14 protein-coding genes are annotated in these 17,028 nt (G+C 47.6%); 9 read left to right on the top strand and 5 right to left on the bottom strand.

Annotated features, from left to right (window positions below; translation table 11 throughout):
• The first annotated feature begins 74 nt into the window (after positions 1-74).
• The 3 genes from glpK (at position 75) to ACXAGX_RS03210 (ending at position 5,989) form a co-directional block, all read left to right on the top strand.
• Positions 75-1,589 carry a glycerol kinase GlpK gene (glpK, locus tag ACXAGX_RS03200; protein ID WP_474836530.1) on the top strand — a complete coding sequence of 505 codons (1,515 nt, stop codon included), beginning with the start codon at positions 75-77 and terminating at the stop codon, positions 1,587-1,589.
• A 113-nt stretch (positions 1,590-1,702) separates the two neighbouring features.
• Entirely contained in the window at positions 1,703-3,301 is a 1,599-nt protein-coding gene (locus ACXAGX_RS03205; protein ID WP_474836532.1) for a M28 family metallopeptidase, read from the top strand.
• 294 nt (positions 3,302-3,595) lie between these two features.
• Complete coding sequence (locus tag ACXAGX_RS03210; protein ID WP_474836534.1) at positions 3,596-5,989, top strand: TonB-dependent receptor domain-containing protein; 2,394 nt, start codon at positions 3,596-3,598, stop codon at positions 5,987-5,989.
• A gap of 115 nt (positions 5,990-6,104) precedes the next feature.
• Here the strand turns inward: ACXAGX_RS03210 and ACXAGX_RS03215 are convergent, their stop codons facing one another.
• Positions 6,105-6,737 (bottom strand): NAD(P)H-dependent oxidoreductase, encoded by a 633-nt coding sequence (locus ACXAGX_RS03215; RefSeq protein ID WP_474836536.1) that lies wholly within the window; start codon positions 6,735-6,737, stop codon positions 6,105-6,107.
• A gap of 193 nt (positions 6,738-6,930) precedes the next feature.
• On the opposite strand from ACXAGX_RS03215, the gene ACXAGX_RS03220 reads away from it, so the two are divergent.
• The 4 genes from ACXAGX_RS03220 to ACXAGX_RS03235 all read left to right on the top strand — a co-directional run bounded on the left by ACXAGX_RS03220 (position 6,931) and on the right by ACXAGX_RS03235 (position 10,354).
• Complete coding sequence (locus ACXAGX_RS03220; protein ID WP_474836538.1) at positions 6,931-7,761, top strand: arylamine N-acetyltransferase family protein; 831 nt, start codon at positions 6,931-6,933, stop codon at positions 7,759-7,761.
• Between the two features lie 20 nt (positions 7,762-7,781).
• A complete protein-coding gene (locus tag ACXAGX_RS03225) occupies positions 7,782-8,708 on the top strand; it encodes a DMT family transporter (protein ID WP_474836540.1) in 927 nt (308 codons plus the stop codon).
• A complete protein-coding gene (locus ACXAGX_RS03230; RefSeq protein ID WP_474836542.1) occupies positions 8,701-9,315 on the top strand; it encodes a Crp/Fnr family transcriptional regulator in 615 nt (204 codons plus the stop codon). Before ACXAGX_RS03225 ends, ACXAGX_RS03230 begins: the two co-directional genes overlap by 8 nt.
• 136 nt (positions 9,316-9,451) lie before the next feature.
• A complete protein-coding gene (locus ACXAGX_RS03235) occupies positions 9,452-10,354 on the top strand; it encodes a sulfotransferase (protein WP_474836543.1) in 903 nt (300 codons plus the stop codon).
• A gap of 230 nt (positions 10,355-10,584) precedes the next feature.
• Here ACXAGX_RS03235 and ACXAGX_RS03240 read toward each other — a convergent pair whose 3' ends face one another.
• The 4 genes from ACXAGX_RS03240 to ppiC form a co-directional block, all read right to left on the bottom strand.
• Complete coding sequence (locus tag ACXAGX_RS03240) at positions 10,585-11,973, bottom strand: NAD(P)(+) transhydrogenase (Re/Si-specific) subunit beta (RefSeq protein ID WP_474836545.1); 1,389 nt, start codon at positions 11,971-11,973, stop codon at positions 10,585-10,587.
• A 12-nt stretch (positions 11,974-11,985) separates the two neighbouring features.
• Entirely contained in the window at positions 11,986-12,270 is a 285-nt protein-coding gene (locus ACXAGX_RS03245; protein ID WP_070123474.1) for an NAD(P) transhydrogenase subunit alpha part 2, read from the bottom strand.
• Between the two features lie 2 nt (positions 12,271-12,272).
• Positions 12,273-13,424: an NAD(P) transhydrogenase subunit alpha gene (locus tag ACXAGX_RS03250; RefSeq protein ID WP_474836547.1), complete on the bottom strand. Its 1,152-nt coding sequence runs from the start codon at positions 13,422-13,424 to the stop codon at positions 12,273-12,275.
• A gap of 610 nt (positions 13,425-14,034) precedes the next feature.
• Positions 14,035-14,313: a peptidylprolyl isomerase PpiC gene (gene ppiC, locus ACXAGX_RS03255; protein WP_070123477.1), complete on the bottom strand. Its 279-nt coding sequence runs from the start codon at positions 14,311-14,313 to the stop codon at positions 14,035-14,037.
• Between the two features lie 211 nt (positions 14,314-14,524).
• Between ppiC and ACXAGX_RS03260 the strand changes: the two genes are divergently transcribed.
• Together ACXAGX_RS03260 and ACXAGX_RS03265 are read left to right on the top strand one after the other, a co-directional pair.
• Positions 14,525-15,307 carry a phosphate/phosphite/phosphonate ABC transporter substrate-binding protein gene (locus tag ACXAGX_RS03260; protein WP_474836550.1) on the top strand — a complete coding sequence of 261 codons (783 nt, stop codon included), beginning with the start codon at positions 14,525-14,527 and terminating at the stop codon, positions 15,305-15,307.
• A gap of 5 nt (positions 15,308-15,312) precedes the next feature.
• A complete protein-coding gene (locus tag ACXAGX_RS03265; protein ID WP_474836552.1) occupies positions 15,313-16,959 on the top strand; it encodes a sensor histidine kinase in 1,647 nt (548 codons plus the stop codon).
• Positions 16,960-17,028 lie beyond the last annotated feature (69 nt).

A 17,028-nucleotide genomic window follows, 5' to 3' on the forward strand; every position in this document is an offset into this window, starting at 1 on the left:
CGATCTCATTCGTAAGCTATTGTTATAAAACGCTCGAAAACAATAATGAGAATTTCAAAAATAAGGATGCCGCCATGGGTGCAGTCCACAAAGCCATCATTACTCTCGATCAGGGCACCACTTCAACACGCGCTATTGTGTTTGATAGCGTATTTGCGCCGGTATTTACCGCGCAGGAAGAATATCCTCAGCATTATCCGCGACCAGGATGGGTTGAACACGATCCTGAAGATATCTGGCAAACCACTGTAACCACGCTAAAACAGGCCATGGCTTACTGCCATGAAAATACGATTGAAATAGCAGGTATTGGTTTAGTCAATCAACGGGAAACCACACTGGTTTGGGAGCGTGAAACCGGTAAAACGCTCTATCCTGCTATCGTGTGGCAAGACAGACGAACCGCCCACCAATGTCATAAACTAAAGCATAAGGAAGAATGGCTCCATCAGCGTACCGGACTACGCTGTGACCCTTATTTTTCTGCCACCAAAATTTGCTGGATATTAGATAACGTACCACACGCCCGGGAACGTGCCGAAGCCGGAGAACTGGCTTTTGGTACTATCGACAGCTTCTTAATTTGGCGTTTAACCGGTGGTAAACAACACCTGACTGATACTACCAATGCCAGTCGTACCAACCTGTTCAACATCAATGATATGAACTGGGATGACGACCTTCTCGCAATGTTTGATGTGCCAGCCTCACTGCTTCCTGAGGTTAAAAACTGCGCTGACGATTTTGGCAAGCTCGATGCTGCCGAATTTGGTGAATCCATTCCTATTTGCGGCGTTGCCGGCGATCAGCAAGCAGCTTTGATTGGTCAGGGTTGTTATAAAATGGGCGAAGCGAAAACCACCTTCGGTACGGGTTGTTTCGCTTTGGTGAATTCAGGCTCAGAGCCCGCATTTTCAGAACAGAACCTGCTGACAACAGTGGCTTATACCTTAAACGGTAAAACATGCTATGCCATGGAAGGGTCTATTTTCGTTGCCGGCGCCGCTATTCAGTGGTTACGAGACAGCCTGGGCATTCTGCCTTGCGCTGCCGACTCAGAAAAGCTCGCCCGTCAGGTAGAAGAAGATCATCAGGTAGTAGTGGTACCGGCATTTACCGGACTCGGTGCGCCCTATTGGGAATCGTTGGCGCGGGGAGCCATTTTTGGGCTGACACGAGGTTCAACCGCCGCCCATGTGGTAAGGGCAACCCTGGAATCAGTGAGCTACCAAACTCAGGATTTGCTGAACGCCATGCGGTGCGATGGTATCGACACAACCACCATGAATGTCGATGGCGGCATGGTACAGAATAGTTGGTTCTGCCAGTTTCTTGCTAACACCTTGGACATTACCGTGAATCGACCCAAAGTGATGGAAACCACCGCGCTTGGCGCGGCTTACCTGGCAGGTTTACACGCGGGATTAAAAGACAACATTGAAGATTTTGCTGCGTTAAACCCTCAAGATTCCACCTTCGAGCCCGAAGTAGACGATATTTTAAAGAAAAAGCGTCAACACCGTTGGCAAGCGGCAGTAAAAGCCACACTGATCATGGCCGAGGCTGAAGCGAATCTGGAATGTGATTAAACGAAGCGTGCCCCATTTAATCCCGACCAGAGCACAGTTAACCCGAGAGGTATTGAGAACCCGATATGATTTAAGTAGGCTTCGGGTATTGAATAACAACGACTTTCTGGCTCATGTTTAAATCCTTACTTTTTGGTAGCGCACTGTTCACTGCCACCAGCGCCTTTTGCGCGACGTCCGTTTCATCAATTGGCGAAGCGCTCGATTTGCAACAGTATCGCGAGGATGTGAAAACACTTGCCAGCGACGAATTTGAAGGCCGCTCGCCGTTGTCCGAAGGCGAAGAAAAGACCATTGAATACCTGGTAAAACAGTTTAAAGATATCGGCTTAGCGCCAGCATTCGGCGATAGCTACATCCAGCCTGTCCCTCTAGCTAAAATCACCGCAGACCAGAATATGTCGTTAAAATTCGGTGATGTAACACTAACCAACGCCAGCGAGTTCACTGCACGTACGCAGCGCATCAGCGACAACATTACCGTTGATGATGATGTCGTGTTTGTCGGTTACGGCGTTACTGCACCTGAATATAACTGGCACGACTACGAAGGTGTAGATGTAAAAGGCAAAACGGTGATCATGCTAGTGAACGATCCCGGCTTTGTCTCTCAAGACCCTGACTTTTTCGACGGCAACGCCATGACATACTATGGCCGCTGGACCTATAAATATGAAGAAGCGGCCCGCCAAGGCGCGAACGCGGTGTTTATCGTTCATGAGACCATGCCTGCAGGCTACGGCTGGGGCGTGATTCAAAACTCCAATACCAACACCAAATACACGCTTATCGACGACAACGAAAACCAGTCACAAATTGGTGTGATGGGATGGATGACATTACGGGCTGCAGAGAAAGTCTTTAAAGCGGCGGGGATGGACTACCGTGAAATGAAAGCTAAGGCATCTAAGCCCGGCTTTAAAGCGGTCGACATGAAATTGCATGCTTCACTGAAGATGCATAACACCATTGAGAAAAAGCAGTCGCGCAACGTAGTCGGTATTATTCCTGGTGCAAAATCGCCGGATGAGTGGGTCGCGCTGCATGCCCATTGGGACCACATCGGCAAAGCCATCGAAAACGGCAAGGAAGTCGTTATGAACGGCGCTGTGGATAACGCCTCCGGCGTGGCCGGCGTACTTGGTCTTGCCCGGGTGATGAAAACGCTGAGTGAGAAAAAGCCGTTTGACCGCACCTTGATGTTCGGCGCATTCACCGCCGAGGAAACCGGCTTGATTGGTGCAGAGCATTTTGCCCAAAACCCGCCAGTGCCAGCGTCGGACATTGTGGCGTTTTTAAACATCGACGGTATGAACGTGAATCAGTCTGTGGATTACATTCTGCAGTACGGCAATGGCTTGTCGGAACTGGAAGACTATGTAGCGAAAGCAGCGAAAGCCCAGGGCCGTTACGTTAAACCCGATCCTCGCCCGCAAAATGGTCTGTTCTTCCGCTCTGATCACTTTGCCGCGGCCAAACAGGGTATTCCTTCTTATCTGTTTATGAGCTTAGGCGATACTGACCCTACCTTTATTGCCAAGCGCTATCACAAAGCTGCCGACGATTATTTACCGAGTTGGGACTTAGGTGGCGTGAAGCAGGATTTGGATTTGATGGGCCAGATAATGGCAGAGTTGGCCAATAATGGTGACTGGCCGAAGTGGACTGCAGATTCTGACTTTAAAGCAGCCAGAAAAGCCTCTGGCCGCTGATTATTTCAGACTGACAAAACACACAAAGCCCGGCAGGTTGTTAATCTGCCGGGCTTTTTTATTCTTTTAACTCGAAAACCGATTCAATAGGTGCATTGAATTGGCGAGCAATTTTCGTACTGGTAAGCTGAGTTAGACTTTAGGCAAAGAAAAGCAAAGATATGCAAAGAATATTGCAATCTAAATAAAAACCACTCTCATTTGCATTGCGTTACTTATTAGCTACTGTTAATATCCCCGCGATTTTCACACTAAACTACAACACAAGCCTCACTTATTCGGAACGTTAAAACCATGAAGTCGAAGCCATTTTCACAACGAACACTCATTGCCTCTTCAATTGCCAGTGCCCTTTTCACCTTTTCAGTCAGCGCTCAGGAATCCCCTGTTGTTCCGGATAGTGATGACATCGAACGCCTTGTGGTTACGGCAACCGGTTTTGAGCAAAAGCTTACCGAAGCTCCTGCCAGTATCTCTGTGATTACCCAGGATGATCTGCAATCTCGTCAGTTCATTACCCTGCTTGACGCGGTTCAGTTCCAGGAAGGTATCGATATTGGTACAACCCGCGATAAAACCGGCCAGGGTTCAGTGAGTATGCGTGGTTTAACCGGTGAGTACACGTTGCTTCTTATCGATGGTGTACGTATGAATAACCACGGTGATATTTATCCGAATAACTTTGGCGGTAACGCATTTGGTCACGTTCCTCCAATGGAAGCTATCGAACGTATCGAAGTTATTCGTGGTCCGGCATCTACGCTTTACGGTGCAGATGCATTGGGCGGCGTAATCAACGTTATTACCAAAAAGCGCTCTGAAGAATGGGGTGGCTCCATCAACTTTGGCCGTAGCATTCAAACCGACGATCAGTTTGGCGATGACATCACCACGGACTTTTTCGCGCAGGGCCCACTAATCAAAGACCTCCTTTCATTAGGTGTTCGCGGCAGCATGTATGAGCGTCAGGCATCGAACCCTGAATTCGCTCCTGATATTGACCCTAACGGCGATGTGCATATTCGTCAGCTTGGCTTCGGTAGTGGCGGCAAAACGGTAGACAGCGACAGTGCACAATATGGTTTTACACTGTTCTACACGCCTTTTGAAAACCAGAGCTTCAAGTTTGATTACGACAACTCAAATCAAACTTACGACAATACACCTTCATACAATCTCGACACCGGTGAAATAACCTATCCGCTGGGTACAAGAGATAACATCGATTCTATCTGGGCTGACAGACGTGGTGTGGTAAACCCACGCGCTGGTTACGCTGACGATCAGGAATTTAATCGTGAGTGGTGGTCGATTACACATCAGGGTCAGTTCGATGGTTTCTCAAGTATGATTGCCCTGTCTCACGTTGATACCAGCAACGATGGCCGAACTCTGCCGTTAAGCGTTACCGAACGTTTATTGCTTCAGGAAATGTACGACGGAACTGGCGCTTACGAAGGTTTAAGCGAAGAAGAGCGTAAAGGCATTGCAGAAGACACTTTCCTGCCACGACCTAAGCGTCCACTAGAAAGCAGCCAGTATACGTTGGACGTACGTATTGATATTCCGGTAACGGACGTAATGGGCGACCACAACATCGTTCTGGGCGGTCAGAGAATTGATGGTGAACTGCGCGATGGCGTTTTCGGTCTGGAAAGTTCTCAGGCGGGCCTGATTCAGGAACAGAAAATGTGGTCACTGTTTGCTGAAGATAACTGGAGCCCTAACGATTACCTGACGCTTACAGCCGGTGCTCGTTACGACAAGCACGACGTATTCGGCACTCAGGTTTCTCCACGTTTATATGCCGTTTATACCTTCAACGACAACTGGACCGTGAAAGGTGGTGTGAGCACAGGTTATAAAACACCTAACACGACTGACCTTTACGACGGTATCACCGGTTTTGGTGGTCAGGGGACTTCACCGTTTGCCGGTAACCCGGATCTCCAGCCAGAAACCAGTGTGAACAGCGAAATTGCAGCGTACTGGACAGGTGATGCGGGTCACAACTTTAACATCACTTACTTCAACACCCGCTTTGATGACAAAATCGCGCGCGGTGATACAGTTTATAGCTGTGAAGTGACTGGCGGCGTTCGTCCTTGCGTTAACCTGGGTGAGTACGACCAACTGGGTTACGAAACTTACAGCCAAAAAATCAATATCGACAAAGTAGATTTGCAAGGTATTGAAGTGGCAGGTCGTTATCAATTCAGCACAGACTGGTTTGTAACAGCCAACTACACCTGGACTGACAGCGAACAGAAGAGTGGTCCGGAAGAAGGTCAGCCGCTGACCAATACCGCAGAGCACATGGCTAACATCACTGTAAACTGGGATGTTACTGATGCGCTGGGCGTGTATCTGCAAAGCCAGTTGCGTTCAGACCGTTACCGCGGTTGGGACAGCGTACTTAACAAGCCGCTGTACTACAAAAACTACCAGTTACTGACGCTGGGTGCCCGTTACACATTCAACGAATACGTAACTGTAAACGCCCGTATTAACAACCTGCTGGATGAAGACTTTACGTCTTACACCACCGAGTATACCGATCTGAACGGCGACGGCACTTACGAGTACGTTACTGGCCGTGGTGCGGTAAGTGAAGTGGTATTCCAAGACGACTACAACATCAAAGACCGTGCACGTAACCTGTGGGTTGGCGTAAACGTTAAGTTCTAAGTTCTAGCTAGCGTTTTACGTTCTGACTACGAAAGACGCGAAATAAAAGGGGGCAACCACTGGGCTGCCCCCTTTTTTGTTTATGCTAATAGCAATTATTTTTAGCTAATGCGCATTACGCTAATTTGTTGCCGTTGATAACAAAGTCTTCACTGGCGTAGCGGACTTTTTGAGGCGTTGCCTCATCGTCTTCACGGTAACCTACTGCACAAATTACGGTTGCCGTAAGGCCCTTTTCGGTAAGTCCCAGAATTTCATCAAAGCCCGCCGGATTAAAACCGGTCATCGGGCAGGAATCTACGCCTTGAAGCGACGCTTCACCAATCAGCAGCCCCAAAGAAATAAAGGCCTGATGCTTGGCGCTTTCTGCCAGTGCCTCGGCAGGCTGGCTGCTTACCCAACCTTTAATATAATCAGCATAACCATTCAGGCTACCCGGTTCGTTGTCTGTTTGTTCATAGGTTCGCGCAAAATAGGCATCAACGGTGCCTTCAGTGATCGATGTTTCCGCTGCGAATACAAACAGGTGCGAACAAGTAGGCAGTTGCTTTTGATTAAATGCTGCGCCAGCCAGTTTGCCAAGCAGTTCGCGATCGGTAATCACGATCAGGCGATACGGCTGCAAACCAAACGCAGAGGGCGCCAAACGGGCAGCCTCGGTGATGGATTTTATTTTCTCTTCATCAACCTTCTTGTCAGAAAATTGTTTTATAGCGTAACGGTTTGATAATGCAGACTGTAAACTCATGGCGAACTCCGGTGAAAGGTAAAACACTACTTTAACCGGTTACCCCTAATATGGAATTAACTTAGGTTAAAAACACAGAAATTTGTTCTGAATTGCGGCAAAACCTAAATTTTTTCTGAGATTAACTCAGGTTAATTTCTCAAGGTTTTAGGTGGGCTACAGTGGTCTCAACTTATTACTCCAGAGACTTACTATGCTTAACGCTTATCTCACACAACTAAACCTGTGCGCTCCACATGAGCCGTCGCTCTCGTTCCTGTGTTCGTTAACCCGGCGCCACATTGCGACTCATACTTTTAATAATTTAGGCGTGTTACTGCGCGAGCCTATGTCGCTGGAGTTAGACGCGATATTTCACAAAATTGTGATACGACAGGCTGGCGGATTTTGCTTCGAGCACAATAAGTTGCTAATGCATTGTTTGAATCAACTGGGTTATGAAACCCGCCTGATGATGGCCCGTGTACTTAACAACAATGTTCGCGATGTGCCACGCACGCACCGCATTACTTTAGTAAGACTAAACGGTGATATCTATCTGGTGGACTGTGGCTTCGGCGCATCAGTGCCGCTTGGTCCATTGCAAGTCAATACGAACTGCATTCAGCACGTAGGCGGCAAGCATTATCAGATTCTGCCAGTAAACGAAAACGAATACGATGTCGTGGAAATCCGCGACAACGCCCCTTTCATCCTCTACCGGTTTGACTCTGCCACTTATTCTGATGCAGACTGCACGGCCTCACATCATTACTCCATCTCTCACCCGGATGCGGTATTTGTCAGAAATCTAGTGGTTAGCCTAAATCGCGAAAATCAAAGCCTTTATTTAGTAAATCAAACACTTACTAAGTTCGCTGACGATGAGACGCAACGCTCAACCATTAAGTCTGCTAATCAACTTGAATCGGTACTTAACGGCGAGTTCCGATTGTCAGTTGACAGCGCTATTTGCAACCTGTTGTTCGAGCGATATGTGTCCCCGCATATCTGCTGCGAGCAATCAAAAAAAGGTGCACAGTGATGAAAAATGTCAGCAGGTTAATGCATTCGCCAGCAAGTAAAACAACGAACTTGCATGCCTATTTTTCGGCACTCAGCTGGTCGCTATTGATGGCATCCTCGTTTATTGTTTCCGCCTGGATAACTGACTACGCCTCGCCCTTAGCTGTTACCTTCCTGCGATTTCTTTTTGCGTTAATAGTGATGACACCGGTTTATTTTTGGCAAAGACGACGCTCTGCTAAACCGCTGTTCACAGGCATTAAAGCCGGCCTCAAAATGCTGCTGGTAAGTGCTGGGCTCGTTGGCTTCTTCGTGTGTTTATTTACTGCTCTTGCTACAACGTCGGCGTTAAATACGTCTGTACTGTATACATTAGTGCCACTTATTGGCGCTGCACTTGGCTCTCTTCTGGGCGTTCAGACCGCCAGTAAACAGTGGCAGGGCTTTATACTTGGTAGCTTGGGAGCAATCACAGTACTGATGCTACGCAGTGACGCATCACTTCAGTGGCACATTGGCGATGTGATTTACCTGCTCGGTTGTTTCCTGCTTGCTTTCCATGTTGTTGCTGTTCAACGTTGGTGCCGAGAATACACACCTTTTGGCGGAGCTTATCGCATCATGCTGTTCGGCACAGTCTTGTTATTGCCACTGGTTTTATCATTCGGCGATCTGGCTGCCGTTCAATGGCAATCCGGTAAATTTCAAGGCATGCTGATTTATCTTACGTTGGGCACTACCCTTGCTACATTCGTGCTGCAACAACGAGTAATTATTACCGGTGGCGCCGGCATGTTGTTGGGAGTGAGTTACATAATCCCGGTTTGGGTTGCGTGTTATGGTGTACTTTCAGGCAGCATTTTGACCATTGTGTCACCCGGTTTTATAACAGGCGTTGTGATGATTCTCTTAGCGCAATGGCTTATCAGCAATTCCAACAGAAAGCAGGTTAACCTTCATGGATAAAACGTATCTACAAAAGCAATTCGAAGCTTTCTTCAACAATTATCAGCCGGGTATAGATTGGACACAACTCTCGCTAAAGCCTGAAGTCCATGTGCTTAGAAAGGGCGAGCGGTTATTCCAGCAAGGCGAACCATCTGTACGCCTGTATTTTCTGAATTCCGGCTTGGTCCGCTATTACAGTGTGTCAGAAGAAGGTAAAGAATATACCCAATCTTTGGCAAAGGCACCGCGGGTTGTTGGTTCAACCCGCGCCATGACCACAGGTTCCCCCGTGCAATTCACCATCGAAGCGTTACAAGATGCAATTGCGATCTCTTTTCACTGGCCAACATTTATCCACACAATGCAAACAGATCTGGCTTTTATGCAGGCATACGCAAAATTTCTTACTGACATATTTATTTATAAAGAAGAAAAAGAGAGCATGATGGTAAGGCAGTCTGCCACGCTGCGCTATTTAGGCTTTTGTGCCGATTACCCTGAGCTCAAAGAGACGCTCACTAAGCAACAAATCGCCTCGTATCTTGGCATCACGCCCGTAGCCCTAAGTCGTATTCGTGCCAGGCTTACGCACCAATCTTCTACCACAATCATTAACGAGAAGTAGCCCGCCACATAGGAGTGTAAACCTACTTTAAACACCGTAAATTACCTGTAAAAGCCGCGAAATTAGCGAACATCCCCCTTTACCGTGACTCGAAATAACAGTTCTTTCTTGTTTCCGCTCACAGGTAAAGTATTCCATGAAGCCGTACAAATTCTTTTCCGTAACCAGTTTGTCTCACTCAGGTTCAACCGCCTTTTCTATCGCTCTGGCGAGTCATCCAGATCTAATTTCACTGGGTGAAGTGTTTCAGGTTTTGCGCCATGCTCCTGAATACTGGCTTCACGATGCCAATCATGCTTGCAGTTGTGGAAAACCCACTGCGCAATGCGGATTCTGGGGCCCGGCGCTGGAACACATTCGCGCTAACGTGCCAATACCAGCAAAGGGCGAGGAAAAGTACCGTCATGTGCCTCTCGCCTATAAAGAACTGTTGCGGTATTTCCACAAGGTTTATGGTGATGAAAAACGGATGGTGGATACCTCGAAGGGTATTCGCCATTTAAACCTGATTGCCAGTGACCCGTTACTTTCACCGACGATTTGCTTTCTGGTCCGTGACGTTCGCTCTTATGCTAGCTCTCAAACAAGACTGGCGCGTTCAGAGCAGCGCAGTGGGCTGAAAAAAGTCAAAGGTCACTATTGGTTTCAGATGCTGAAGTGGTATCAGGGCAATAGAAAAAGAGAAAAGTTGCTGAATAGAAGCGAATTGAACGTGGTAAAAATTGGCTACGAACAATTCTGCTTTAATGTTGAAAATGTTTTGGGACAGGTTTATCACTCCGCAGGACTTCCGTTGCTTTCCAGTACAGGCAACCTTGGACGAGCCGAGCATCACATTTTGTTTGGCAACCCCATGCGACTCTCCGCAAAGAAATCCTCAGAAATTGCGTATGACGCGCGATGGCTGAAAGAAAATGATTACCTGCTACCCGCCTGCCTGATGCCATTTGTGATGAAATACAATCAGCAAGCCGTATATCAGACATCCGCAGCCCCACCTTTCACTGGGCACCCTGTACAACGCGAGCAACTGCTTTAATCTGAATGGTATGTATTAGGGATAAGCGGTAGATTAAACGTGCAGAGCGAAGGGGTGCTTTCATTCGGAACCGTCTGCCGCAGGGATGCGGCAGGCAGAAGAGTGCGCCCCGACAGCGGTTAAGTCTCTTCCGTTTCCAAACCGTCTGCCGCAGGGAAGCGGCAGCCGAGCCCACATGGATGTGTTCACGGCGTGTTCCGAATGAAAGTGCCTCCTCGCTCGAAAAGCGTTTAGTCGTCGCCGAATTCGCGGATTATGGTGTTGATGGTGTCTTTTGCGTCACCTAATACCATGCGCGTGTTGTCTTTGAAGAACAGCGGGTTGTCGACGCCGGCAAAGCCTGCGTTGGCTGAGCGCTTAAGTACAAACACCGTTTTTGCGCGATACGCTTCGATAACTGGCATGCCGTAAATTGGGCTGCCTTTCATCTCTTTTGCCGCAGGGTTTACTACATCGTTCGCACCAATCACGATGGCTACGTCGTAGTTTTCCATGCGCGGATTCACATCGTCCATTTCGCAAAGCTGATCGTAAGGTACATCGGCTTCAGCCAGCAGTACGTTCATATGACCCGGCATACGGCCCGCAACCGGGTGAATGGCGTACTCCACCGTACAGCCGTTTTCTTCCAGTAGCGTTTGTAGTTCGCGCACAGCGTGTTGCGCTTGTGCTACCGCCATGCCATAACCCGGAATAACCAGTACCGCCTGCGCCGCTTCTAGCACATAGAACGCATCTTGCGCCGCCATGATTTTCACTTCGCCTTCGATTTTCTCTGCCGCTTCAACCGGTTTCGCGAAACCAGACAACAGTACATTCATCAGCGAGCGGTTCATCGCCTTACACATGATGTTAGTCAGGATAAGACCAGACGCACCCACCAGCAGGCCGGTTACGATAAGAATCGTATTGCCAACTGCCAGGCCTGCAGCTGATGCCGCCACACCCGAGTAGCTGTTCAGCAGCGCGATGACCACCGGCATGTCTGCACCACCAATCGAGATAGTCGCCAGAATACCGAAGCTCAGGGCTAGCGCGATGGTGGCGTAAAGCCATACAGGATTCGTTGGGTCGGTCACAAACAGGTAACCCACTACAAAGAAACCAACCAGGTGCAGAACGCTTAGCTCGCGCAAGCCAGTGAAGATCACCGCTTTGGCGTTCATTCGGCCAGACAGTTTTCCCCAGGCAATCACAGAGCCAGAGAAAGTTACGCCACCAATTAACAGCGTCAGAATAACCGTAATCAACACAAAAGACGTGGCACCACTAAAGCCGACCGTCGACAGCTGACTTACCGTCGCCCAGCCCAGTAACAGTGAAGCTAAACCACCGTAGCCGTTAAACAGCGAAACCATTTCTGGCATTTGTGTCATTTCGACAGATTTTGCTTTCCAGGCACCGTAGGCGCCGCCAATGGCAAAGCCCAATAAAATCCAGTGATAGGAAATAATCTGATGGTCGAGCAGCGTCACTACCACAGCCACCAGCATACCCGCCGCAGACACCATGTTCCCTTTACGGGCCGTCAGCGGATGGCTTAAAAGTTTCAGACCAAGAATGAACAGACCCGCCGCCAGTACGTACGCCAGATTGATTATCAATGCTACAGATTCCATTTTCCCGGCCCCTTACTTCTTATCTTTCTTTTTAAACATACCCAGCATCCGGTCGGTAACCAGATAACCACCCACAACGTTGATGCTGGCAAGCGCTACCGCTGCCGTGCCCAAAATCGTTGTCAGTATGTCGTTTTCCATACCCGATGCAGCCAACGCGCCGACCAGGGTGATCCCGGAAATGGCGTTTGAGCCCGACATCAGCGGAGTATGCAGTGTGGCAGGTACTTTGCGGATCAGTTCGAAACCCAGGAAAGCAGCCAGCAATACGATAAAAATCAGATAGATATTTTCCATGATTAGGCTCCCTGATACGCGTTTTTAAGCATGTCGTTGGTAATTTCGCCATCGTGCGTAATTACACACCCAGCAAGAATTTCATCTTCCAGATCGAGCTTGAATGCCTTCGATTCATCATCGAAAAATTCATCGATCAGGTTGTACAGGTTGTTGGCGTACATATCGGTAGCGTCTTTCGCGACAGACTGACTCCAGTTACCGGTACCAATTACCGTGACCCCATTTACGGTGACCACTTTGCCAGGTTCAGAGCCTTCCACGTTACCACCAGACGTTGCAGCCATATCGACCACCACAGAACCCGGACGCATCAGCGCCAGCGTGTCTTTGCTAATAAGCTGCGGAGGACGACGACCAAACAATTGCGCGGTAGTGATCACGATGTCTGAGTCGGCAATCGCATCACGTTGCGCGTCCTGCTGCTTCTGCTTCTGCTCGACGGTGAGTTCTTTAGCGTAGCCGTCTTTGGTCTGGCCGGTTTCACCCAAATCGATTTTCAGGAATTTACCGCCCAGCGATTCAACCTGTTCAGCGACGACTGGACGGGTATCGTAAGCCAGTACGTTGGCGCCTAGACGTTTCGCCGTCGCAATCGCCTGCAGACCCGCAACGCCGGCACCAATGATGTAAACTTTCGCCGGTTTAATGGTACCCGACGGTGTCATCATCATTGGCAGAATGCTAGGCAGATGTGTAGTTGCCTGCATCACCATAACGTAGCCAGCAAGGCTCGCTTGCGAACTTAACGCATCCATTTTCTGGGCGCGGGAAGAACGCGGGATCATTTCCACCGACAAGGTGGTCAGTTTGCGGGCAGCTAAAGACTCCACCAGCGATTGCTGGAAAAAGGGGTCAATGTGTCCTACCACAATGGCATTGGCTTTCAGTTTTGAGTAAACCGCTTCTTCGGGCTGGTTTACGCACAACAATAAATCGGTCTCTTTCAGTGCGTCGTCTGCATTTTCCACCAGGCTGGCACCAACCTCAGTAAAATCGGCATCGGCGTAACCTGATAGAACACCAGCATTTTTTTGCACGACAACGGTAACACCGCGGTTCACCATGCGTTTCACACTAGAGGGTGATACCGCACAGCGTTTTTCGGTATGACCGAGCTTCTCGAGTCCTTCATTCAATATTAAAACTTTCATGTGTTCTCCTCAGGCAAGGGATACTTGAGACGCTTAATCCGACCACATCCTTGTCGGCATTAATAATTTATATTTTTTATTGTTAACCAAATCTAATATTTATTGCCACCGGTGGCAATAAGCACATTTATATCAAAAAGGAATATATAAGCCGGCAGTTATCCCACTATGTGCAGGAGAATTAACCAGTATATTTACCAATGCTAAACACAGTAGCGAAGTGAAAATGCCCGTTTAAAGAACCTAAATTCATGTGTTACAACAAGTTAGACTAACTTCAATGTTGACTTGCGCTAACCAATTGAAAGCTAAGGATTGGAGGTTGTATAGAAAATAAGTGATATGATTGCTTCCATATCACTCATTCATGGTATTGATAAAGTGTTTAAAATATAAACCTTTTGGCAAACCGGTGATGTCGCCCAAAGCGCCAAATAGGTCATTTTTTGACCAGATGTTAAAGAGTATGCCTAGCCTACCAAGCGGGATTGACTGCAAAAAAGTTGCATTTCCTGATTTAACAGCGGCGAATTTATGATGTTTATTCCAAAATTCGCGGTGATGCAGTAGTAAATTTGCGCTCAATAAGCGGTGAGCTTAAAGGGTAATTTTAGCTTCGATATAATGTCTTGATCAGGTGGTAACCAAATTTTGTTTTTACCGGCCCATGCACTTTCAGCACTTCTTTCTTAAACACCACGTCATCGAACTGTTTAACCATCTGCCCTCGGCGAAATTCACCTAAATCACCACCACGTTTGCCCGACGGACAGGTTGAGTGCTTCTTTGCCAACGTGGCAAAGTCTTTACCTTTCTTGAGCTGTTCTAGAATAGACAGAGCTTCTTTTTCAGTTTTTACCAGAATATGAAGGGCGGATGCAGTTGCCATGGCGGTACTCGTATTGATGCGGTTAAGTTAAGCGGATTATAGCGAAGCACAAACGAAAAAGGCATTTCTGCAGGCAATGCCTTATCATTACATTGTGTAATAGAATAATTAAAAAACAATGAATGCACGCTGGTACTGGAGAACGTCATGATGCGGGAGAAGAATGAATATGTCTGAACTATTGAGCAGGCGCGTCGTTGCAATACTATTAATGCTCATATCACATTCCGCTTCAGCTGAATCCTTTTCTGTGGGTATTGTTCCGCAACACTCGCCGAAAAAGCTCGCAGAGGCCTGGCAACCACTACTCAGCTATATCGAGTCTGAAACCGGACACACTTTACACTTTGAAACCGCGAAAGATATTCCTACATTTGAAAAAGCACTGTCGCAAGGCAAATATGACATTGCTTACATGAACCCCTATCACTTTGTCGTTTTTCAGAAAAACCCAGGCTACCGCGCGCTGGCTCGTCAGAAAGATCAAACCATTCAGGGCATCATCGTTGTGCCGCGTGACAGTCCTTTTTCAGAATTATCTGATCTTGAAGGTGCCAAAATCGCCTTTCCTGCCCCCGCCGCTTTTGCTGCCAGTATTATTCCCCGTGCTACCATGCATAAAGATGGCATTAGCTTTACACCCGTTTATGTACAATCCCACGACTCTGTTTATCTGAATGTAACAAGGGGATTTTTTAAGGCCGGAGGCGGAATATACCGGTCTCTGCAAGCCACAGAAAACGTCGTGAAAGAGAACCTGAAAGTGCTCTGGTCAAGCCCGGCTTATACGCCACATGCCATAGCGACGCATCCACGACTGTCAGAGAAAGTTCGCGAGCAACTTCTGAATGTTCTCACAACCATGACTCCCGGCGGAAAAGGCAGTGGCGCGCTGGACAGTCTAAAAGTGAAAGGATTCTCGGAAGCATTTTCTGCCGACTGGGATGACATCCGGGCGCTGAATATAGACTTACTGCACCAAGAGAAGCCGTAGTTCACATGCGAATATCATTAAAACTAAAAACAATACTGGGCGTCGCGTTCATAGAAGCAACATTGCTCGCACTGCTGCTGACAACAACGTTCAACCTGCTGACCAACCTGGTTAACGATGCAGTGGTTAAACGTGCAAATACAACGGCTAATTTGTTCTATTCCACGACCAAGAACGCATTTTTGTCATTTGATCTGGCCGGTATTGAGGCTGATGTCAATGAGTTGCTTACCGATTCAGACATTCATTACGTCAAAATAACAGATATCTCCGGCAGAGTTTTCGCGTCAGGTGGTAACGAACAATCGCTAAATTCGGACTTTCAGGCCGATACATCTGTCAGCTTGGCCAGTGATGGAATTTACGATATCCGCCGCACGATTCTAGTTGATGATACGTTGTATGGTTATATTGACCTTGGAATTAATATTGCGGCAGTAAAAGCATCGCTGAGCGATATTCAGCAGTGGGCTTATACCATTGCAGCCATTGAGATGGTCCTTGTTGCGCTATTTTCCTATTTTCTCGGTAGCTATTTGACTAAGCAGATCCATATTCTTCAACAGGGTGCTCGCAGGCTCATTCAGGCTTCTAAAGAAAACAAATATGAAGATATTAAGGTAAATGTGCGTACCAACGACGAGCTCGAAGAGTTAGCAACGGTCTTCAATCATCTAACCTCGCATCTTGAAGAAGAGCATATCCGCAGAGCCGAAGCAGAAAATGCCTTACAGGCTCTAAATCAGTCTCTGGAATACAGAGTCCTCGAGCGTACCACTGAATTAAACCGAAAAAATGAAGAACTGTCGCAGTCGAACAAATCGCTGAAAGAAACACAGCAGCAATTACTTCAGGCGGAAAAGATGTCATCAGTCGGTCAGCTTGCTGCCGGTGTCGCCCACGAAATCAATAATCCTGTGGGCTTTGTCAGTAGTAATCTGGACACACTGAAAGAGTATTTAGCCAGCTTTGAAATACTCTACAAAGATCTGATGGAAGTCACACAAGCAAAAACCAATGAGGTCGCGCTGGAAAAGATAGCTGTATTAAAGAATTCTCAGGCCTTCCAGTCAATGGACTTTATTAGTAACGACGTTTCTCATCTTATTAAAGAATCTGAACACGGTTTGCAAAGAGTAGAAGAAATTGTCAGCAGCCTTAAACAATTTTCCAGAATCGACACAGATAAGAAGCAGCTTTTTGATTTGAATAACTGCGTGAAAACCACATTAGCGCTGGTGAACAACAAGCTTAAATATGTCTGTGATGTAGACATTAACTATGAAGAATTGCCTCGCGTTATGATGAACGTGGGTAAAATTTCTCAGGTTATTACTAACCTGCTGATTAACGGCGCTCAGGCGATTGAAGAAACAGGACGGCGGGGCAAGCTGAAAGTACGCACCAGAGCAAACAGCAACGGAACTGTAGAACTCATCGTTAGTGACAATGGCTGCGGAATCTCTGACGAGAACCTGCAAAAGATATTTAATCCTTTCTTCACCACCAAAGACGAGGATACAGGTACTGGCCTGGGACTTTCCATCTCATATGACATAGCGACAGAGCACGAAGGGATGCTCAGCGTAGAAAGTGAACTTTATACCGGTACCGAATTTACGCTGACCTTACCTGTTTACGGTGCAGCATAAATACGGAGCGCCCCGACAGTGTTCGCGGAATAACCGATGCAACATTCTCACTGCCAGGAAGATCTGAAC

The organism is Alteromonas sp. ABV4_515 (assembly GCF_056160345.1).

Coding starts and splice junctions, on each gene's coding strand:
- glpK (WP_474836530.1), top strand. CDS start 75: ATGGGTGCAGTCCACAAAGCCATCATTACTCTCGATCAGGGCACCACT.
- ACXAGX_RS03205 (WP_474836532.1), top strand. CDS start 1,703: ATGTTTAAATCCTTACTTTTTGGTAGCGCACTGTTCACTGCCACCAGC.
- ACXAGX_RS03210 (WP_474836534.1), top strand. CDS start 3,596: ATGAAGTCGAAGCCATTTTCACAACGAACACTCATTGCCTCTTCAATT.
- ACXAGX_RS03215 (WP_474836536.1), bottom strand. CDS start 6,737: ATGAGTTTACAGTCTGCATTATCAAACCGTTACGCTATAAAACAATTT.
- ACXAGX_RS03220 (WP_474836538.1), top strand. CDS start 6,931: ATGCTTAACGCTTATCTCACACAACTAAACCTGTGCGCTCCACATGAG.
- ACXAGX_RS03225 (WP_474836540.1), top strand. CDS start 7,782: ATGCATTCGCCAGCAAGTAAAACAACGAACTTGCATGCCTATTTTTCG.
- ACXAGX_RS03230 (WP_474836542.1), top strand. CDS start 8,701: ATGGATAAAACGTATCTACAAAAGCAATTCGAAGCTTTCTTCAACAAT.
- ACXAGX_RS03235 (WP_474836543.1), top strand. CDS start 9,452: ATGAAGCCGTACAAATTCTTTTCCGTAACCAGTTTGTCTCACTCAGGT.
- ACXAGX_RS03240 (WP_474836545.1), bottom strand. CDS start 11,973: ATGGAATCTGTAGCATTGATAATCAATCTGGCGTACGTACTGGCGGCG.
- ACXAGX_RS03245 (WP_070123474.1), bottom strand. CDS start 12,270: ATGGAAAATATCTATCTGATTTTTATCGTATTGCTGGCTGCTTTCCTG.
- ACXAGX_RS03250 (WP_474836547.1), bottom strand. CDS start 13,424: ATGAAAGTTTTAATATTGAATGAAGGACTCGAGAAGCTCGGTCATACC.
- ppiC (WP_070123477.1), bottom strand. CDS start 14,313: ATGGCAACTGCATCCGCCCTTCATATTCTGGTAAAAACTGAAAAAGAA.
- ACXAGX_RS03260 (WP_474836550.1), top strand. CDS start 14,525: ATGCTCATATCACATTCCGCTTCAGCTGAATCCTTTTCTGTGGGTATT.
- ACXAGX_RS03265 (WP_474836552.1), top strand. CDS start 15,313: ATGCGAATATCATTAAAACTAAAAACAATACTGGGCGTCGCGTTCATA.